Genomic DNA, 17,832 nt, shown 5'->3' with positions numbered 1-17,832 from the left:
GGGCGGGCGCCACGCCGCCCCCTCGTCCTCATCCTTCTCACCATCGCATCCTCAAAGGACCCCGCATGACCACCCCCACCCCCGCCGCACTGATCGCACGGTCGAACCGCCTCGGCGCCGATCCGAAGAACACCAACTACGCCGGGGGAAACACCTCGGCCAAGGGCGTCGACACCGACCCGGTCACCGGACAGCCGGTCGAGCTGATGTGGGTGAAGGGGTCCGGGGGCGACCTGGGCACGCTCACCGAACAGGGTCTGGCGGTACTGCGCCTCGACCGCATGCGCGCGCTCGTCGACGTCTACCCCGGCCTCGACCGCGAAGACGAGATGGTCGCCGCGTTCGACTTCTGCCTGCACGGCAAGGGCGGTGCAGCGCCGTCGATCGACACGGCCATGCACGGGCTGGTCGACGCCGCGCACGTCGATCATCTGCATCCCGACTCGGGCATCGCGATCGCGACCGCGGCCGACGGCGAAGCGCTGACCGCGACGATCTTCGGCGACAAGGTCGTGTGGGTGCCGTGGCGACGCCCCGGCTTCCAGCTCGGTCTCGACATCGCCGAGATCAAGAAGCAGAACCCGCAGGCGATCGGCACAATCCTCGGCGGGCACGGCATCACCGCCTGGGGCGACACCTCGGACGAGGCCGAGGCGAACTCGCTGTGGATCATCGACACCGCCGCGGCCTACATCGCCGAGCACGGACGCCCCGCCCCGCTCGGTGCAGCGCGCGCCGGTTTCACCGCGCTGCCCGACGCCGAACGCCGCGCCCGCGCCGCTGCCCTCGCCCCCACCATCCGCGGCATCGCCAGCCACGACAAGCCCATGGTCGGTCACTTCACCGACAGTGACGTGGTGCTCGACTTCCTGGCATCCGAGAAGGCCCCGGCGCTGGCCGCCCTCGGCACCAGCTGCCCCGATCACTTCCTGCGCACCAAGGTCAAGCCGCTGATCCTCGACCTGCCGGTGACCGCCACCGTCGATGAGCAGATCGCTCGGCTGCACGAGCTGCACGCCGAGTACCGCGCCGACTACCAGGCCTACTACGACGCGCACGCGACCGCTGACTCCCCTGCGATCCGCGGCGCCGACCCGCTGATCGTGCTGATCCCCGGCGTCGGAATGTTCTCGTACGGCGCGAACAAGCAGACCGCTCGCGTCGCGGGCGAGTTCTACGTCAACGCCATCAATGTCATGCGCGGCGCCGAGGCGCTCTCGACGTACGCCCCGATCTCGGATGCTGAGAAGTTCCGCATCGAGTACTGGGCGCTCGAAGAGGCCAAGCTGCAGCGGATGCCCAAGCCCAAGAGCCACCAGGGCCGGATCGCCTTCGTCACCGGCGCCGCCTCGGGCATCGGCAAGGCCATCGCCACGCGCCTGGCCGCCGAGGGCGCCTGCGTCGTGATCGCCGACCTCGACCTCGCCAAGGCGCAGGCCGCGGCCGCCGAACTCGGCGGCACGGATGTCGCGATCGGCGTCGCCGCGAACGTCGCCGATGCGGATGCCGTCCAGGCGGCTCTCGATGAGGCCGTGCTCGCGTTCGGTGGCGTGGACCTCGTGGTCAACAACGCGGGCCTGTCACTGTCGAAGCCGCTGCTGGAGACCACCGAGAAGGACTGGGATCTGCAGCACGATGTGATGGCCAAGGGCTCGTTCCTGGTCTCGAAGGCCGCGGCGAAAGCCCTGATCGCTCAGCAGCTCGGCGGCGACATCATCTATATCTCGTCGAAGAACTCCGTCTTCGCGGGCCCCAACAACATCGCCTACTCGGCGACCAAGGCCGACCAGGCGCACCAGGTGCGACTGCTCGCCGTCGAACTCGGCGAGCACGGCATCCGCGTCAACGGCATCAACCCCGACGGCGTCGTCCGCGGGTCGGGCATCTTCGCCTCCGGATGGGGCGCCAACCGCGCTGCCACCTACGGCGTCGCCGAAGAGGACCTCGGCCAGTTCTACGCCAACCGTACCATCCTCAAGCGCGAGGTCGTTCCCGAGAACGTCGCCGACGCCGTGTACGTGCTGACCGGCCCCGAGCTGAGCCGTACGACCGGTCTGCACATCCCCGTCGACTCGGGCGTCGCGGCGGCATTCCTGCGATGACGGCGTCAGCAGTCGTCCGCTCGTTCGCCGCCGTCGACCTCGGCGCGACGAGCGGACGGGTGATGATCGGGCGCGTCGGCACCGACGCGCTCGATCTCGAACTCGTGACGCGTTTTTCGAACGGTCCGGTGCAGCGGGCCGATGGCCTGCACTGGGACTTCGGCGCCCTGTACGAGCACGTGCTCGACGGACTCGCCGAGGCCGTGCGGCGTGAGCCCACGATCGAGAGCATCGGCATCGACTCGTGGGCGGTCGACTATGGCCTGCTGCACGATGGCGATCTGCTGGCCGAACCGTTCCACTACCGCGACGATCGCACCGCGCGCGGCGTCGAGGCGGTGCACGCAGTCGTCCCCTTCGAAGAGCTTTACCGTCGCAACGGTCTGCAGTTCCTGCCGTTCAACACGCTCTACCAGTACCGGGTGGATGCCCTGCTGAGCGACGCCGACACGGCGCTGCTCGTGCCCGACCTGCTCGCCTTCCTGCTCACGGGACGACGAGTCGCCGAGCGCACGAACGCCTCGACCACCGGGCTGCTGCGCGTCGACGATGCGCAGTGGGATCTCGAGCTTGCAGAGCGCCTCGGCATTCCCACCGGCATCCTGCCGGGCCTGGTCGATCCGGGTGAGACGATCGGTCGCATCCGCCCCGAGCTCGCGGCGCGGATCGCCCGCGACCTTCCCGTCGTCGCCGTCGCCTCGCACGACACCGCTTCGGCCGTCGCCGCGGCCCCCCTGTCGACGCCGCACGCGGCCTACATCTCGTGCGGCACGTGGGGCCTGGTCGGCCTGGAGCTCACCGAACCGGTCGTATCGGATGCCGCCCGCGCCGCGAACTTCACCAATGAGCTCGGCGTCGACGGACGCATCCGCTTTCTGCACAACGTCACCGGTCTCTGGCTGCTCAGCGAGACGCTGCGCGAGTGGGAGGCATCCGACGGCGCCCCGATCGACCTGCCAACGCTGCTGGCAGAGGCCGCCGCGACCGCCGGCGCGGTGCCGCTGTTCGATGCGAACGACTCATCGCTCAGTGCTCCGGGCGACATGCCCGCGCGCATCGGCGCGCTGCTCGGCGATGCCGCACCGTCGTCGCGGGCGGCGTTCGTCCGCACCATCGTCGAATCGATTGCGCAGGCCTTTGCGGATGCCATCGCCGACGCCGCGACCCTGGCCGGTCGCCCGGTCGACAGCATCCATCTCGTCGGCGGCGGTTCCCTCAACCGCCTGCTGTGTCAGGCGACGGCCGACAGATCAGGTGTTCCCGTCATCGCCGGCCCCGTCGAGGCGACGGCGCTCGGCAACGTGCTGGTGCAGGCGCGCGCAGCCGGTGCTGCTCCCGCCGACCTCGCCGGTCTCCGCGCGCTCGTCGCGGCAACGGCGGACGTGCACCGCTACGACCCGCGCTGACCCGGGTACGCGAGGCGCATCACTCGAGGATGCCGCCGAGTAGCGACACCGAGGTGGCCTGCGCCTCGCGGCCGCGTTCGCCACGGTAGGCGATGAACTGCTCGACGAGCTGTTCGAGCACGAGCATCATCGCCGCCCGCGACGTGTGGATGAGTTCGTCCTGGAAGGTGTCGTTGATCGGCGGCACCACCAGGGTCACATCGGCGATCTCGGCGACGGCCGAGCGCGCGAACGATGTGATCGCGACGATGTTGGCGCCACTCGCGCGCGCGGCCCGCATGCCATCGAGCGTGGCCCGGTTCGCCCCGGAGCCCGAGACGACGACGCACAGCGAACCGGCGCCGAGCTGCCGCGCCGAGATCTGCTGCGACAGCGCGTCGGGCAGCATCTCGGCTGGACGCCCGGCCGAGTTCAAGCGCAGCACCAGGTCGATGCCGAGTGCGCCCGAGAGCCCGTTGGCGATCACGAGCACGCGCTGCGATCGGTCGAGAAGCTGCAGGAACCGCAGCATGTCGTCTTCGTTGAGCGCCGCGACCGTGTTGCTCAGTCTCGCGGCGAAGCGTCCCACCCCGGCCCGCACCGCGCCGACCATGGTGCCGTCGCCTTCTTCGAGCGGCATGCTCTCGGTCGCGAGCTCCTGAGCGAGCGCGACGCGCAGCTGCGGGTACCCCTCGTAGCCGAGTGACTGCGCGGCCCGGATCACCGTGGTGCGGCCGACGCCGACAGCATCCGCCAGGTCCTGCGCCGTGCGCTCGACCGTGCTGTCGCGGTCGGCGAGGATCGCGTCGGCGACCTTTCGCTCCCCCCGTTGCAGTGACGGCAGCAGCGCGGCGATCCGCGCCGATGGTGAGGCGTCAGACGCTCCGTGCCAGCTCACTCGAACGGGCTCCCTCCATGATCCGACGACGCACTGCGCCGGAGATCGCATCGATGGTCATCGTGACGACGACGATGACGATCAGCAGCATGCCGACAGTGTCCCACTCGCGGAACTGCGTGTAGTTGGTGAGCATACTGCCGATGCCGCCGGCGCCGACCATTCCGAGGATCGCCGAGGTGCGGATGTTGATCTCGAACCGGTACAGCGCGAACGACATCAGCGCCGGCGAGACCGCCGGCCACAGCGCCCAGCGCGTCACCTCGGCGGTGGTGCCGCCGGCCGCGCGCACCGCTTCGGATGCCCCTTCCTCGGCCGATTCGATCGCCTCGTACACCCACTTCGCCTGCGTGCCGATGCCGGCGATCCCCAGCGCCAGCATGCCGGTGAACGGGGTGAGTCCGGTGACCGTGAGCAGGATCAGGGCGATGATGACCTCGGGTACGGCGCGGATGACCGCGAACACGCCGCGCAGCGACAGCCGCAGCCACGCGGGCCCCACATCGCGCGCGGCGAGGATGCCGAGCGGGATCGAGATCACGACGCACATGATGGCGCCCAGCCAGGCCATCGAGATCGATCGCCACATCTCCATCAGGGCCCGCGGCAGCTTCTCCCAGTTGGGCGGACCGAACATCAATCCCAGGTACTTGGCGACGTTCTCGGGGATCTTCGGGATGTCCGACCACGAGATCGGCAGCCCTGCCGCGGCGATGAGAATCACGAGCCCCACGAGCACCGCGGCCACCGTCTGCCACAGGCGCGAGGGTCGGGCCGGAACGTTCAGCGCGGTCATGTCAGCTTCTTTCGCAGGAAGTTCGAGAGCAGCTCGATCAGCACGACGACGACGAGGATCTCGAGGATGATCACCGACACGTCACCGTAGGCGTAGAAGCCGCGTCGTTCGTCGAGGATGCGACCGATGCCGCCGGCACCCACGAATCCGAGGATCGCCGAGATGCGCACGTTGAGTTCGAGGGTGTAAAGCCACTGATTCGCGAACAGCGGCAGAGTCTGCGGCAGCGCGGTGACCCGGTTGATCTGGAACTGGGTGCCGCCGGCGGCCTTGCCCGCCTCCATGTAGTCATGGTCGGCCGAGTCGATGGCCTCCGAGACCAGCTTCACGATGATGCCGATATCGAACAGCACGAGCGTGATCATGCCGGGCAGCACTCCGACGCCCACCATCGCCACCAGCACCGATGCGTAGACGAGGTCGGGCACCGAGCGGATCACGTTGATCACGGTGCGCACCGCGGTGCGGCCGAACCGGTTGCCGTTGGTGGGCTTGGACGCCCACAGGGTCAGCGGCACCGAGATGCACGCCGCGATGACCGCACCCACGAGTGCCATCTGCAGCGTCTCGAGCATCGGCTCGATCGTGCGCGGCAGGAAGGCGAAGTTGGGCTGCATCAGCTGCGCGAGCTTGTTGGCGCCGTTCTGCCAGTGCTTGACGATCGATGACAGGTCGATCTCGACGCCGCCGATCGCCGGGATGCACGTGGCGACCGTGAACGCGACCAGCACGGTGACGATCAGTACCGTGCGCCGCACGTTGCGCGGGCGCGGGGGCAGCACCGGCGCGGCTTTCACCGCCGCGGGCGCCTCGGCCACGGGGGCGGGGGCGCTCATCCCGCGGCGCCCAACTGGTCACGCACCTGGATGGGCCGCCCGTAGATCTGCTCGAAGTCGGCGTCGGTCGCCTCGTGCGCCGGTCCGTCGTAGACGATCTCGCCGCCGCGCAGTCCGATCATGCGCGTGGTGTACTCGCGGGCGAGGTCCATCAGGTGGATGTTGACCATGACCGTCAGGCCGCGCTCCTGGTTGATGCGGCGCAGGTCACTCATCACCGCGTGCGCCGTGGGCGGGTCGAGCGAGGCGACGGGCTCGTCGGCGAGCATGATGCTCGGCTCCTGCGTGAGCGCCCGGGCGATCGCCACGCGCTGCTTCTGCCCGCCCGAGAGCGCACCGCCGCGGGCCCAGACCTTCTCGAGCATGCCCACCGAGTCGAGGGCGGTGAGAGCGAGTTCGCGGTCGTGTGCCGACGGCATCCCCAGCAGGTTGCGCCAGGCCGGCGAGTGCGCGAACCGCCCGACGAGCACGTTCTGGTAGACGCTGGTGCGCTCAGCCAGGTTGAATCCCTGGAAGATCATGCCGACATGGCCGCGCAGTTCGCGCAGACCGCGTCCGCTGAGCGAGGTGACCTCGTGCGGGCCCACGGCGACAGAGCCGTCGGTGGCCCGCACGAGGCCGTTGATCGTGCGGATCAGGGTGGATTTTCCCGAGCCGGAGAGACCGACGATCGAGACCATCTCACCCGCGTCGATCCGCAAGGACACATCCTTGAGTGCCCGGGTGCCGTTCGGATACGTGACCGAGACACCGTCAAGGGCTACGTGCCAGGAGCTGTTCATGGATGTGTCCTCTGGGTGATCAGTTGGCGAACTTCTGCAGGATCTCGCCGTAGCGGTCGATCTCGTCCTGGTTGGTCTCGGCCGTCCAGTCGGTCAGGCTGACGAGGTCGCTCATGACCTGCTTGGCCTCCTCGGACGAGTCGACGTAACCGTCCATCAGCTCGGTGAGCTGGGCGACGAGGTCGTCGGGCAGCGAGCTGCTGACGGCGACGCCACCGTTGGGGATCATGTCGGTGTAGGCGAAGGCGACGACCTTCTCGGCCACGTCGGGGGCCTCCGAGAGCACGCTGGAACGAGCGTCCCAGTAGCCGAAGCTCACCTCGGCGTCACCGTTGTACACGGCGAGCACGGCGTTGTTGTTGCCCTCGACGGGAACCTGGGTGATGTCCTTGTCGGTGTCGATACCGGCATCCTGCATCGCCACGATCGGGTACTGGTACCCGGCGGGCGAGGTGGCCGCCTGCAGGGCGACCTTGGTGCCCGCGTCGATGCTCTTCAGCGCGTCGAGGCCTGCGGCGCCGGTACCGGTCGCGGCAGCATCCGCCTCTTCGATGCCGTTGCAGTAGCTCAGGGCGACGTCGTTGGCGGCGTACGTGGCCATCACCGGCTCGTCGTCGCAGTACTTGTCGGGGTTGTTCGTGAACGCGACTGAGGCGTACGAGCTGGCGCCGAAGCGCACGTCGCGCAGGATCAGCTTCGCGTCGTACTGGTTGATCGAGTGGTACAGCGAGCCGGCGTCGGTGATGATGACCTGCGCCTGGTCTGCACCGAGCGCCTCGACCGTGGCGGCGTAGTTGTCGGCGACGACACCGTTGACGGTGATGCCGAGCTCGTCGCTCAGGTAGCTGGTCAGTGGCTCGAGCGCCTCGGCGAGGTCGGCGTTCTCGGTCGAGGGCACCAGCGAGATCGTGATCTCTTCGGGCCACGCGGCGTCGCCGCTCGTGCTGTCGGCCGTGCTCTCCGCAGCACCGCAGCCGGTGAGTGCGAGGGTGGCGGCGGCGAGGACGCCGACCGCGGCGATGGACTTGCGCATGCGCAGATACCTTTCAGGAGGGGTGATGGGTGTGTACTGCGGGAGGGTCAAGCTGTGGGGGTGAGCACCGAGGTCGCCCAGGTGCGGATCGCGGGTGCGACGTCTTCGAGCGTCGTGCCGCGCATGGTCGGCGACTCGGGCGAGGTCTCGGCGGTCGCGCCGACGAGTGCCGTCGCTGCACCGAGGGCCCGGGCGGGCGCGAGGTCGAAGGCGAAGATGTCGCCGATCGAGAGCACGGGCCCGTCTGCGAGCGCCGAAAGCAGGATCGGTTCGAGCCCGGCCGGCTTGCCGACCGCGAAGTGCAGCGCGGCGAACCGGTCGGCGATGCCCCAGGCGGCGAGAAGCTCGCGGATGCCCTGATCGGGTGCGTTGGTGGCGAGGATGATGCGGATGCCGGGGTCGAGCGCGGCGAGCAGGTCGAGCAGTCCGGGGGCCGGCGAGACGGGGGCATCCGCCGTTCCCAGCCGGGTGCGGCTGTGCGCGTAGGCGGCGTTCAGCGTCTGCTCGTCGACGCCGTCGGTGCGGGCGAGGGTTCCGACGACGTCGTAGCCGTCGCGCAGCGCTGACGCGCCGACGGCGTGCTTGTCGAGTTCGACCTGGACGCGCTCCAGGTAGTCATCAGCAGCAGCTTCGGCGGCATACCGCGCGTATGCGAGGACGGGGCCGTCACCGACGGCGAGGGTGCCGTCGAAGTCGAAGATGATGCTGGGGGTCACAGGCGCTCCTTTGTTTGGACAGTGCGTCCAGACTAGACCGCATTTGCGGACGCGCCGTCTACTAGGAGGTGAACATTCGGTTACGCACCCTCCGATGCGGCCGCGTTCCAGCGCAGACGCGGCTCCGCCACGAACTCCGCGACGACAGCATCCGCGTCGCCGGAGAACGGGAACGTCGTGATCAGGCGCCACGCCCCCTCGACGCGGATGCCATAGATCAGCGCATGCACGGACGATGCGTCCGCACGCACGAGCACCACACGGGCGTCCAGGCCGCCAAGGCGCACATCACCACGCGCGACCACATCGTCGCCGGGCGCTTCGAGATACGGCAGCGCAGCCGCGGTGACCCGCTGCAGGGGCGTCGTCGCACCGACGTCGCTCAGGTGAAAAGCATCCGGCGCCTGACCGAGGGCGAGCGCCAGCTCGCCGTCCTGCCACCGGTCGCGCTTGCGCCCGTAAGGGGTCATCACCTCAGAGAACCAGTATCCGTACACGTGCAGCACACCCGCATTGCCGACCGGGTAGTGCGCGTCGATGCCGGCCGCGGCGTGCAGCGCGTCGAACACGTCGACCTCGATGACGGGCCCGCCGGTGTTCTCGTCGATCACCGTCGACAGTCCCCAGTTGGCGAAGCGTCCGTGTCGCGCGTCGGCAGCGATGAAAGCGAGCACCCGTGCGAGTTCAGGGCGCGACGAAGCAGGGTCCGACACGGCGTTGATCAGCCGCGCACGTTGCCGTTCGAGCAGGTCTGCACGGCCGCGGAGTTGCCCTTGATCGAGTCGGGCAGGGCGACGACGTCCGTCGGCTCGCCGCTCGGCGCCGGTGTCGGCGTCGGCGTCGCGCTGGCGTCACCGTCCTCGACGGGATCCTTCACCACGACACCGTCGCTGGCCGTGTTCTCGTGCGTGATCTGCAGCTGCTTGTTCGCCGAGATGGCATCCCAGAGAGCCGTCGCCGCCGCAACATCGGGAACAACCTTGTTCGGGTCACTCGGGTCGTCGACGGCGGGGTACTGCACGAACACGATGTCTTCGAACGGCACGCTCTTGACGGCCAGTGCGATCTGCACGATCTTCATCGGGTCTGCCAGCGATGTGGAAGCCTCGACGTTGCTGAGCGCCGTATCGGCCAGTCGAAGCATGACCGGCACATTGCCGAGCACCTCGCCGCTGATCATCTTGCGCGCCAGACTCGACATGTACTGCTGCTGGTTGCCGATACGCCCCAGATCCGAGCCGTCACCCACCCCCTTACGGGTGCGCAGGAACTGCAGGGCCTGAAGACCCTGCACGGTGTGCTCTCCCGCGGCGAGGTCCAGCCCCGTCGCGCTGTCCTTGATCGGGTTCGCGAGGCAGACCTCGACGCCGCCGATGGCATCCGTGATCTCGATCACACCGCCGAAGGTGAGCTTCGCGGCGAACTCGATGTCCTCACCCGTCAGCGTGGAGATCGTCTTGGCGACGCAGTTCAGGCCGCCCTTCTCACCACCGTGCTCGTAGGCGGCGTTCAACGGCTGCTTGCTCATGGCAGATCGGGTGGTGCCGTTGGCGTCGGTGCACTCCGGGATCTCGACCATCAGATCACGCGGAAAGCTGACCGCGGTGACCCTGCGAGGCTCGGCCGAGACGTGCACCAGCAGGTTCACATCGTTGAGCGTCGCGTCTCCCGTGCGTTTCTCACAACGCTCGCCGAACAGGTGCGCGTACTTGTCCTCGCACGTGTCGACACCGGTGAGCAGGATGTCGAACCCGCCCTCGTAGGCGGCGATGTCCGGAGGCAGCTCCTTCTGCCCGTCCAGCTCAACGGCATTGGCGCTGACCGACCCGGTCAGGCTCGCCGCGACGAAACCGAGCACCCCGACTCCGCTGACGAGCACGACGACGACGGCGATGCCGACCAGCTTCAGCAGCTGGTTGACCGCCGATGGCGAGTTCAGCTGACCGTGGCGCGCGACCGGGCGCCGACGTGTGCTCGACTTGCTCACTCAATGCCTTTCACCGGAGGGCAGGGATATCCGCAATCTAGCGCGCCACCCTGAGAGAAACCCCGTGACGGCGACTGGCCCGCCTCAGTCGGCGAAGGGCGCCGGGTAGGGGTTGCGGCGGGGAAGGATGGCGCCGACGTCGAGCAACCAGGCATCGAGTCCCGCCGCGAGTTCGGCGACGGAGTCGGGGCCGGATGCCGCCAGGTCGGTCGTTTCGCCCGGGTCGGCGGCGATGTCGAAGAGGCGCTGCACTCCCGTCTCGAGGTCGCGCACCAGTTTGAGTGCGCCGTGCCTCACGGCGACGGTCGGCTTCCCGCCCTGGTTGGCGTAGTGCGGGTAGTGCCAGTACACGGGCGGCGCGACGTGCCCCGGTTCGTCACGCACGACGCGCGCGAGGCTGGTGCCGTCGATGTGCTGCGCGGGTAGCGCGTCGAGACCGGCGAGCTCGAGCAGTGTGGGGTAGATATCGGGCGTCGAGGTGATGGCATCCGACGTGCGCCCGCTCCCCTCGACGCGCGGATCGACGACGATCAGGGGCACGCGCGTGCCGCCGTCATGGATCCACCCCTTGCCCTCGCGCAACGGCAGGTTGCACGTCGGCGACCCCTCGGCGGTCGACAGACCGCCGTTGTCGCTCGTGAACACGATGATCGTGTCGTCGGCCTTGCCCGTGCGCCGCAGTGCGTCCATCAGCCGACCGATGTTGTCGTCGAGGTTCTCGATCATCGCCGCATACCCGGTGTCGCTCTGCGCAATGCGACGGCGCACCCGGCGCCCCCGCAGATGCCATGCGGTCATCTCTTCGCCCTCGACGATGTCGCCCGCGACGTCGCGTCCGTTCAGCTTGGCCTCGTACTTGTCGATGAGGGCCGGTGGCGACTGGATCGGGGTGTGCACGGCGTAGTGCCACAGATTCAGGAAGAACGGTCGTTCATCGGCCGATTCGATCAACGCGATGGCCTCATCGGTGAGCCGATCGGTGAGGTACTCGCCGTCGGGACCGTCGGCGAGCCCACTCAGACCGTAGGGGCTGAAGTACGACGGCGGATGCCCCACGTGGGAGCCCCCGATGTTCAGGTCGAACCCGTGACGGGTGGGCGCACTGCGGCCGTCACCCAAGTGCCACTTGCCGACGTGCCAGGTGCGGTAGCCGGCGTCGCGCAGCGCCCGTGCGACCGAGTACTCGTTCTCGGGCAGCGCGTGCAGGTAGGGCACGTCCGCGAGTGCGCCGACCCCGTGGCCGCCGATCCAGTCGGTGATCCCGACGCGGGTCGGATGCTTGCCGGTGAGCATGCTCGCCCGGCTCGGCGAGCACACCGACGACGCCGCATACGCATCGGTGAACCGCACGCCCTGCGCGGCGAGCGCGTCGATGTGCGGCGTCTCGTAGAAGTCGCTCCCCGTGCAACCGAGGTCACGCCACCCGAGGTCATCGATCAGGATCAGCACCAGATTCGGGGTGTTCACGCGGGACTCCTGTCGTCGTCAGCACGGGTGTTCAGGCGGTGTGGATGTTTGCGCCCCCAGAGTACATCTCCCCTGCGACACGCGATTCTCACATCCAGACTTGCAGTTGCATTTCGTGTGTGTTTATCGTTTAACTAATCACAAATGATCACCGTCGATCAGACTCCACATGCGGGAGCAACGTCGCCGGGCTCGACCGACATCAACGTAGAGAACAGGCGGCACCGTGACTCCCACGAGATCGAACGACGCCCCCGGCGTCGCCCCTCGCACGCCCCCGACGGACGATCCGCAGCAAGCGCTCGACGCCCCGGCACCGCAGAAGCGGCGCAAAGCGGGCGGCTTCCTGCGCAGGCGCGCGGGCTTTTACCTGGTCACGGCGTGGGTCGCGATCACGATCAACTTCTTCATCCCGCGCCTGATGCCCGGCGATCCCGCTCAAACACTGGCCTTGCAGATCACCCGCCAGACCGGGGCGAGCCTCACGCCCGAGATGATGGCATCGATCCGCAACCTGTACGGAGACCCGAACGCCAACCTGCTCCAGCAATACATCGACTACCTGACGAGCATCTTCACACTCGACTTCGGCCTGTCGGTGTCGCGCTACCCCGTTCCGGTCCTCGACCTGATCGCCGAAGCGCTGCCCTGGACCCTCTTCCTCGTCGGCGTGTCCACGATCGCCGCGTGGATCATCGGCACCGCACTCGGCATTCTGGTCGGCTTCCGACCCGGTTCACGCCTCGACACCTGGCTCACCCCGGTGTCGCAGTTCTTCTCGTCGACACCATCGTTCTGGATCGCGCTGATTCTGCTCTGGGTGTTCGCGCTCACCCTCGGTTGGTTCCCCTCATCGGGCGGCTACGACCCCAATGTGCCGTTCCAGATCAACAACTTCTGGTTCGTGCTGTCGATCTTCGAGTACGCCGCCCTGCCGATCCTCACCGGGGTGTTCGTCGGGTTCTCGGGGTGGATGTTCTCGATGCGCAACATGATGGTCACCACCACCAGCGAAGACTTCGTCACGCTGGCGCGCGGCAAGGGCCTGTCGAACAGCCGAGTGATCTTCCGCTATGCGGCTCGCAACGCGATGCTGCCGAACGTCACGGGGCTTGCCACCGCCATCGGCGGCATCATCGGCGGCGTCGTACTCACCGAGATCGTCTTCACGTACCCCGGCATGGGATACCTGCTCTACCAGGCGATCACCACCAAGGACTTCCCGCTGATGCAGGCGATCTTCCTGATCATCGTCCTTGCAGTGCTGGTGGCGAACTTCATCGCCGACTCGCTGTACGTGCTGCTCGACCCGCGAACCAAGGAGTCCTGAGATGCCTCGCATCATGCGCAATCCCAAGGTCGCCGTCGGCATCGGCATCCTGGGCTTCTTCGCCCTGCTGGCGGTGCTCGGGCCGTGGTTCGTCGAGAGTGTACTGGGCATCAACCCCATCGCTGTCGACTACGAGGCCATCGCCTCGCCGCCCTCGTCCGACCACTGGCTCGGCACGAACATGACCGGCCAGGATGTGTTCGCCCAGCTCATCATCGGAGCCCGCGGCTCGGTGGTGGTCGGCGTACTCTCGGGCACCATCGCGACCGTGCTCGCCGTGCTCGTCGGCACCGCATCCGGGTACCTCGGCGGCAACACGGACCGCACCATCAATGCGATCGTCAACATCCTGATGACACTGCCCGGCTTCGCGCTGCTGTTCATCATCGCCGGCTACGTGCAGAACCCCGGATATGTGCTCGTCGCGATGGTCATCGGCCTGCTCGCCTGGCCCGGCGGCGCCCGCGTCATCCGCTCACAGACGCTCAGCCTGCGTAGCCGCGATTTCACGTCGGCGCTACGCACATCCGGCGAGTCGACCTGGCGCATCATCGTCGTCGAGGTGATCCCGCACCTCTACGGCATCATCTCGGCGATGTTCCTGACCGCGCTCGTCGGGGGCATCTTCGCCGAGGCATCGTTGGCGTTCCTCGGGCTCGGCGACACGTCGGGGATCACCTGGGGAACGATGATCGCGCAGGCTCAGTCCTCCGGGGCGATCCTCCGCGGCCAGTGGTGGTACTTCCTGCCGCCCGGGTTGTGCATCGCTCTGATCGGCTTCGCCACCGCGATGATCAACTTCGGTCTCGACGAAGTCACCAACCCTCGCCTGAACGCGACTCTCGCCGCACGCACCCGGGCCTACACCGCCCGCCAGCGGGCCGAGCGCCGCCGCAACAAGGAGGTCACGGCATGACCGACGCACCCATCCCCCTGCTCAGCGTTCGCGACCTCGATGTCATGTACCTCGGGTTGACCGACGACCAGAACGTCAAAGCGTGTTCCGACATCACCCTCGACGTGCACCGCGGAGAGATCCTCGGAATCGCCGGCGAGTCCGCTTCGGGCAAGTCGACCCTGCTCACCGCGATCACCCGTCTGCAGAACCCACCCGCGGTCACGCCCAAGGGCGAAGTGATCCTGTACGACGAGAAGCACCCGAACGGCATCGACCTCGTGCAGGCCGGCGAGCGCGAGATGCGCGCGCTGCGCTGGTCGGACATCTCGATCGTCATGCAATCGGCAATGGCCTGCCTGAACCCCGTCACGCGGCTCATCGCGCAGTTCGCCGACACACTTCGCGCCCATCAGCCGCGTATCAGCCGCGCGCAGATCCGCACCCGCACCGCCGAACTGCTGCAGATGGTGGGTATCGCGCCCACCGCGATGGACAAGTACGCCCACGAGCTCTCGGGCGGAATGCGCCAGCGCGCGCTCATCGCCCTGGCTCTCGCCTGCGAACCCGACCTGATCGTGATGGACGAGCCGACGACCGCGGTCGACGTCGTCATGCAGCGCCAGATTCTGACGCACATCCTGCGCCTGCAGGAAGAGCTGGGCTTCGCCGTGATCTTCGTGACGCACGACCTCTCGCTTCTGCTGGAGATGGCCGACCGCGTCGCGATCATGTACGCGGGACGGATCGTCGAACTCGCGCCCGCGCGAACGATCGCCGAGAACCCGCAGCACCCGTACACCCAGGGGCTGCGCAACTCGTTCCCATCGCTGCACGAGCCGCGTCAGGTGCGGCACGGCATCCCCGGCAGCCCGCCCGATCTGCGCGCGCTGCCGAGCGGCTGCCCGTTCCGCGCACGCTGCCGCGAAGCCGTCGAGCAGTGCGGCACAACGCGCCCGGAGCTCGTCGATCTCGGTGTCTCCCGCACGGCATGCCATGTGCGGCACGAGGAGTTCGTCGCCGGCACCGCACTCGCCTCGACAGGAGCCACCCGATGAACACCGCAGAGAGCCCCGTCGTGCTGGCGGCAGACGATGTGACGATCACTTTCGATGGCCGTGACGAACAGGGTCGCCGCACAACGGTCAGGGCCTGCGACGGCGTCAGCCTGGCGCTGCACGCGGGCGAGATCGTCGCCCTCGTCGGCGAGTCCGGTTCGGGCAAGACCACCATCGCCCGTGCGCTCGCGCGCATCCTCACTCCCAGCGACGGCGAGATCCGGCTGCACGGCGCGGCGATCACCAAGCGCACGAAGCGCCTGGAGTACGCCAAGCAGGTGCAGTTGGTCTACCAGGACCCGTTCGCGTCGCTGAACTCCCTCAAGACGCTCCGCCACATCCTGGGGCGCGTCATCCGCATCCACCACCCGCAGCTCTCGGGCCGTGACGTCGACGCCCGCATCCACGAGCTGCTCGAGCTGGTGGCGCTGACCCCGAGCAAGGACTACATCGACCGCTATCCGACCTCGCTCTCGGGCGGGCAGCGCCAGCGCGTGTCGATCGCGCGCGCACTGGCGGTCGAGCCGAGCGTGATCCTCGCCGACGAGCCGACATCGATGCTCGACGTCTCGATCCGCCTCGACGTGCTGAATCTGCTCGACCGCATCCGCCGCGAGCAGGGCGTCAGCATCCTCTACATCACGCACGACATCGCGAGCGCGCGCTACGTCTCGGATCGGATGTGCGTCATGTATCACGGCCGGATGGTCGAGACCGGCCCGACCGAGGAGCTGATCTCGAACCCGCAGCATCCATACACCCGGCTACTGCTGGATGCCGCCCCCGATCCCTCGCGCGTGAAGCCGACGCGCTATCCGCAGTCCGTCTGACCCCACCACAACCAGGAGATTCAATGAAGAAGAACAGACTCATCGCGACCGCGGGCGTCGCTCTCGCGGCCTCGATCGCGCTGACCGGATGCTCGTTCGACGCCGGTGCCACGACCTCCGACGCCGATACGCCGACCGTGATCAACCAGATCGGCTGGGGCGGCACCACCTGGACGCAGAACTTCAACCTGTTCTCGCCCACCGGCGTGGCCGTGACTCCGGGAACCGCGTACGTGTACGAGCCGCTGATCCGCATGAACCGCGTGTCGGCCGGTGAGATCATGCCGCACCTCGCCACCGAGTGGGGGTTCAACGAGGACGGCACCGAGCTGACCTTCACGCTGCGCGACGACGTCACCTGGGCCGACGGCGAGCCGTTCACCGCGGCCGACGTGGCGTTCACCTGGAACCTCGTCCTGGCCGGCGAGACCCCGCAGGCGTACCCCTTCACGAGCGTCGAGGCGACCGACGAGCACACCGTCACCGTCACGTACGACAAGCAGTCCTTCGCCGACCTGGCGTCGTTCGCCACCCGTCAGATCGTTCCCGAGCACATCTGGTCCGAGCAGAACGTCCGCGAGTGGACGAACCCCGAGCCGATCGGCACCGGGCCCGCCGTGCTCGACAAGTTCTCGCCGCAGCAGATCTCGTTCACGCTGCGCGACGACTACTGGGGTGGTGAGTCGGCAGGCGTCGAGACCCTGAACATGCACGCGGTGACCGGCGACGCGCGCATGAGCCAGCTGATCTCGGGCCAGATGGACTTCGGCACCTTCGGATGGTCGAACGCCGAGGAGGAGTTCATCGCCAAGGACCCCGAGAACAACCTCTATGGTTTCTACCCGACCGGCACGTCGGATGGACTGATCTTCAACACCGAGGTCGCACCCTACGACGACCCGCACGTGCGTCGCGCGCTGCGCGCGGCGCTCGATCTGCAGATCGGCGCCGAGATCGCCGCCGTCGGCTACGACGTCCCGACCCAGGCCGGCGTCTCGGACGTCGTCTACGCCGACCAGCTCGCCGAGGGCACCGAGCAGAAGCAGGACGTCGACGCGGCACTCGCGGAGCTCGAAGACGGCGGCTGGAGCGTCGAGGACGGCAAGCTCGTCAAGGATGGCGAGAGCTTCGAGCTGCGCTACGACGTGTACCAGCCCTACGAGGAGTGGGTGCGCACTGGCACGATCATGGCCGACCAGTGGCGGGAGAACCTCGGACTCGACGTCGCGGTCAACCAGATGGCGGATGCCCCGTTCACCGAGGCGAGCAGCACCGGCCAGTTCGGGATGCTGTCGGGTTCGCCGATCTTCGGGTCGACTCCGTACGTGGCGTACAGCTCGATGACCGCTCTCGCCTACAAGCCGATCGGTGAGGCCGCGGTCTACAACCAGGGCCGCTGGCAGAACGCCGAGTTCGACGCCGTCGTCGCCGAGCTGGGTGCGATCGCCCCCGGCTCCGACGCGGCGCGCGCCGCAGAGCTGTCGGCACAGGCCCAGCAGATCATGGCCGACGAGGCGCCGTTCATCGCCACGGCGACCGCGGGTTGGAAGGCTGTCGCGAACCAGACGCGGTGGACCGGTTTCCCGGTCCCCGGCGAGGACGACTACGCCCCGAACCCGACGCTGCCGGCCGACGCGATTCTCACCATCATGAATCTCGAACCGCGCGGCTGATGCCCGCACGGTCGATGGCGGGGCGGTCTCGACTGCCCCGCCAT

At 68.0% G+C, this 17,832-nt stretch carries 16 protein-coding genes; 7 read left to right on the top strand and 9 right to left on the bottom strand.

Going from position 1 to position 17,832, the window contains the following annotated elements; genetic code table 11:
* The first annotated feature begins 65 nt into the window (after positions 1 to 65).
* Both JF543_RS04145 and JF543_RS04140 read left to right on the top strand, forming a co-directional pair.
* On the top strand, positions 66 to 2,102 hold the full coding sequence (locus JF543_RS04145) for a bifunctional aldolase/short-chain dehydrogenase (protein ID WP_206821129.1): 2,037 nt from the start codon (positions 66 to 68) through the stop codon (positions 2,100 to 2,102).
* A complete protein-coding gene (locus tag JF543_RS04140; protein ID WP_206821130.1) occupies positions 2,099 to 3,508 on the top strand; it encodes a rhamnulokinase in 1,410 nt (469 codons plus the stop codon). Before JF543_RS04145 ends, JF543_RS04140 begins: the two co-directional genes overlap by 4 nt.
* 19 nt (positions 3,509 to 3,527) lie before the next feature.
* On the opposite strand, the gene JF543_RS04135 is transcribed toward JF543_RS04140, so the two are convergent.
* The 9 genes from JF543_RS04135 to JF543_RS04095 form a co-directional block, all read right to left on the bottom strand.
* Entirely contained in the window at positions 3,528 to 4,385 is an 858-nt protein-coding gene (locus tag JF543_RS04135) for a MurR/RpiR family transcriptional regulator (RefSeq protein ID WP_206821131.1), read from the bottom strand.
* A complete protein-coding gene (phnE, locus tag JF543_RS04130; RefSeq protein WP_206821132.1) occupies positions 4,363 to 5,181 on the bottom strand; it encodes a phosphonate ABC transporter, permease protein PhnE in 819 nt (272 codons plus the stop codon). The genes JF543_RS04135 and phnE (JF543_RS04130) overlap by 23 nt, the downstream gene beginning before the upstream one ends.
* A complete protein-coding gene (gene phnE / locus JF543_RS04125; RefSeq protein ID WP_206550567.1) occupies positions 5,178 to 6,017 on the bottom strand; it encodes a phosphonate ABC transporter, permease protein PhnE in 840 nt (279 codons plus the stop codon). Before phnE (JF543_RS04125) ends, phnE (JF543_RS04130) begins: the two co-directional genes overlap by 4 nt.
* Positions 6,014 to 6,799, bottom strand: a complete 786-nt coding sequence (gene phnC / locus JF543_RS04120; protein ID WP_179409161.1) for a phosphonate ABC transporter ATP-binding protein — start codon at positions 6,797 to 6,799, stop codon at positions 6,014 to 6,016. Before phnC ends, phnE (JF543_RS04125) begins: the two co-directional genes overlap by 4 nt.
* Before the next feature lie 19 nt (positions 6,800 to 6,818).
* On the bottom strand, positions 6,819 to 7,832 hold the full coding sequence (gene phnD, locus JF543_RS04115) for a phosphate/phosphite/phosphonate ABC transporter substrate-binding protein (protein WP_206550568.1): 1,014 nt from the start codon (positions 7,830 to 7,832) through the stop codon (positions 6,819 to 6,821).
* Between the two features lie 47 nt (positions 7,833 to 7,879).
* Positions 7,880 to 8,548, bottom strand: coding sequence for an HAD family hydrolase (locus JF543_RS04110; protein WP_206821133.1), 669 nt, complete (start codon positions 8,546 to 8,548; stop codon positions 7,880 to 7,882).
* An 80-nt stretch (positions 8,549 to 8,628) separates the two neighbouring features.
* Positions 8,629 to 9,222, bottom strand: a complete 594-nt coding sequence (locus tag JF543_RS04105; protein WP_206822804.1) for an amino acid deaminase — start codon at positions 9,220 to 9,222, stop codon at positions 8,629 to 8,631.
* A 47-nt stretch (positions 9,223 to 9,269) separates the two neighbouring features.
* Positions 9,270 to 10,535, bottom strand: a complete 1,266-nt coding sequence (locus JF543_RS04100) for an LCP family protein (RefSeq protein ID WP_206821135.1) — start codon at positions 10,533 to 10,535, stop codon at positions 9,270 to 9,272.
* Between the two features lie 84 nt (positions 10,536 to 10,619).
* The gene (locus tag JF543_RS04095; RefSeq protein ID WP_206821136.1) at positions 10,620 to 12,002 is read right to left on the bottom strand and encodes a sulfatase-like hydrolase/transferase; all 1,383 of its coding nucleotides are present in this window, start codon (positions 12,000 to 12,002) and stop codon (positions 10,620 to 10,622) included.
* A 226-nt stretch (positions 12,003 to 12,228) separates the two neighbouring features.
* Between JF543_RS04095 and JF543_RS04090 the strand changes: the two genes are divergently transcribed.
* The 5 genes from JF543_RS04090 to JF543_RS04070 are packed head-to-tail and all read left to right on the top strand — an operon-like array spanning position 12,229 to position 17,788.
* Positions 12,229 to 13,332 carry an ABC transporter permease gene (locus JF543_RS04090; protein ID WP_224817192.1) on the top strand — a complete coding sequence of 368 codons (1,104 nt, stop codon included), beginning with the start codon at positions 12,229 to 12,231 and terminating at the stop codon, positions 13,330 to 13,332.
* 1 nt (position 13,333) lies between these two features.
* On the top strand, positions 13,334 to 14,248 hold the full coding sequence (locus JF543_RS04085) for an ABC transporter permease (protein ID WP_206821137.1): 915 nt from the start codon (positions 13,334 to 13,336) through the stop codon (positions 14,246 to 14,248).
* Positions 14,245 to 15,285 (top strand): ABC transporter ATP-binding protein, encoded by a 1,041-nt coding sequence (locus tag JF543_RS04080; RefSeq protein WP_206550573.1) that lies wholly within the window; start codon positions 14,245 to 14,247, stop codon positions 15,283 to 15,285. Before JF543_RS04085 ends, JF543_RS04080 begins: the two co-directional genes overlap by 4 nt.
* The gene (locus tag JF543_RS04075) at positions 15,282 to 16,115 is read left to right on the top strand and encodes an ABC transporter ATP-binding protein (protein WP_206821138.1); all 834 of its coding nucleotides are present in this window, start codon (positions 15,282 to 15,284) and stop codon (positions 16,113 to 16,115) included. The genes JF543_RS04080 and JF543_RS04075 overlap by 4 nt, the downstream gene beginning before the upstream one ends.
* Before the next feature lie 23 nt (positions 16,116 to 16,138).
* Positions 16,139 to 17,788, top strand: a complete 1,650-nt coding sequence (locus JF543_RS04070) for an ABC transporter substrate-binding protein (protein ID WP_206821139.1) — start codon at positions 16,139 to 16,141, stop codon at positions 17,786 to 17,788.
* Positions 17,789 to 17,832: the final 44 nt, after the last annotated feature.

This window comes from Microbacterium esteraromaticum (assembly GCF_017303215.1).
In the GTDB taxonomy this organism is placed as follows: domain Bacteria; phylum Actinomycetota; class Actinomycetes; order Actinomycetales; family Microbacteriaceae; genus Microbacterium; species Microbacterium esteraromaticum_C.
The sequence above is the reverse complement of the archived record's forward strand: the minus strand, read 5'-3'. Positions and strand labels throughout refer to the sequence as shown.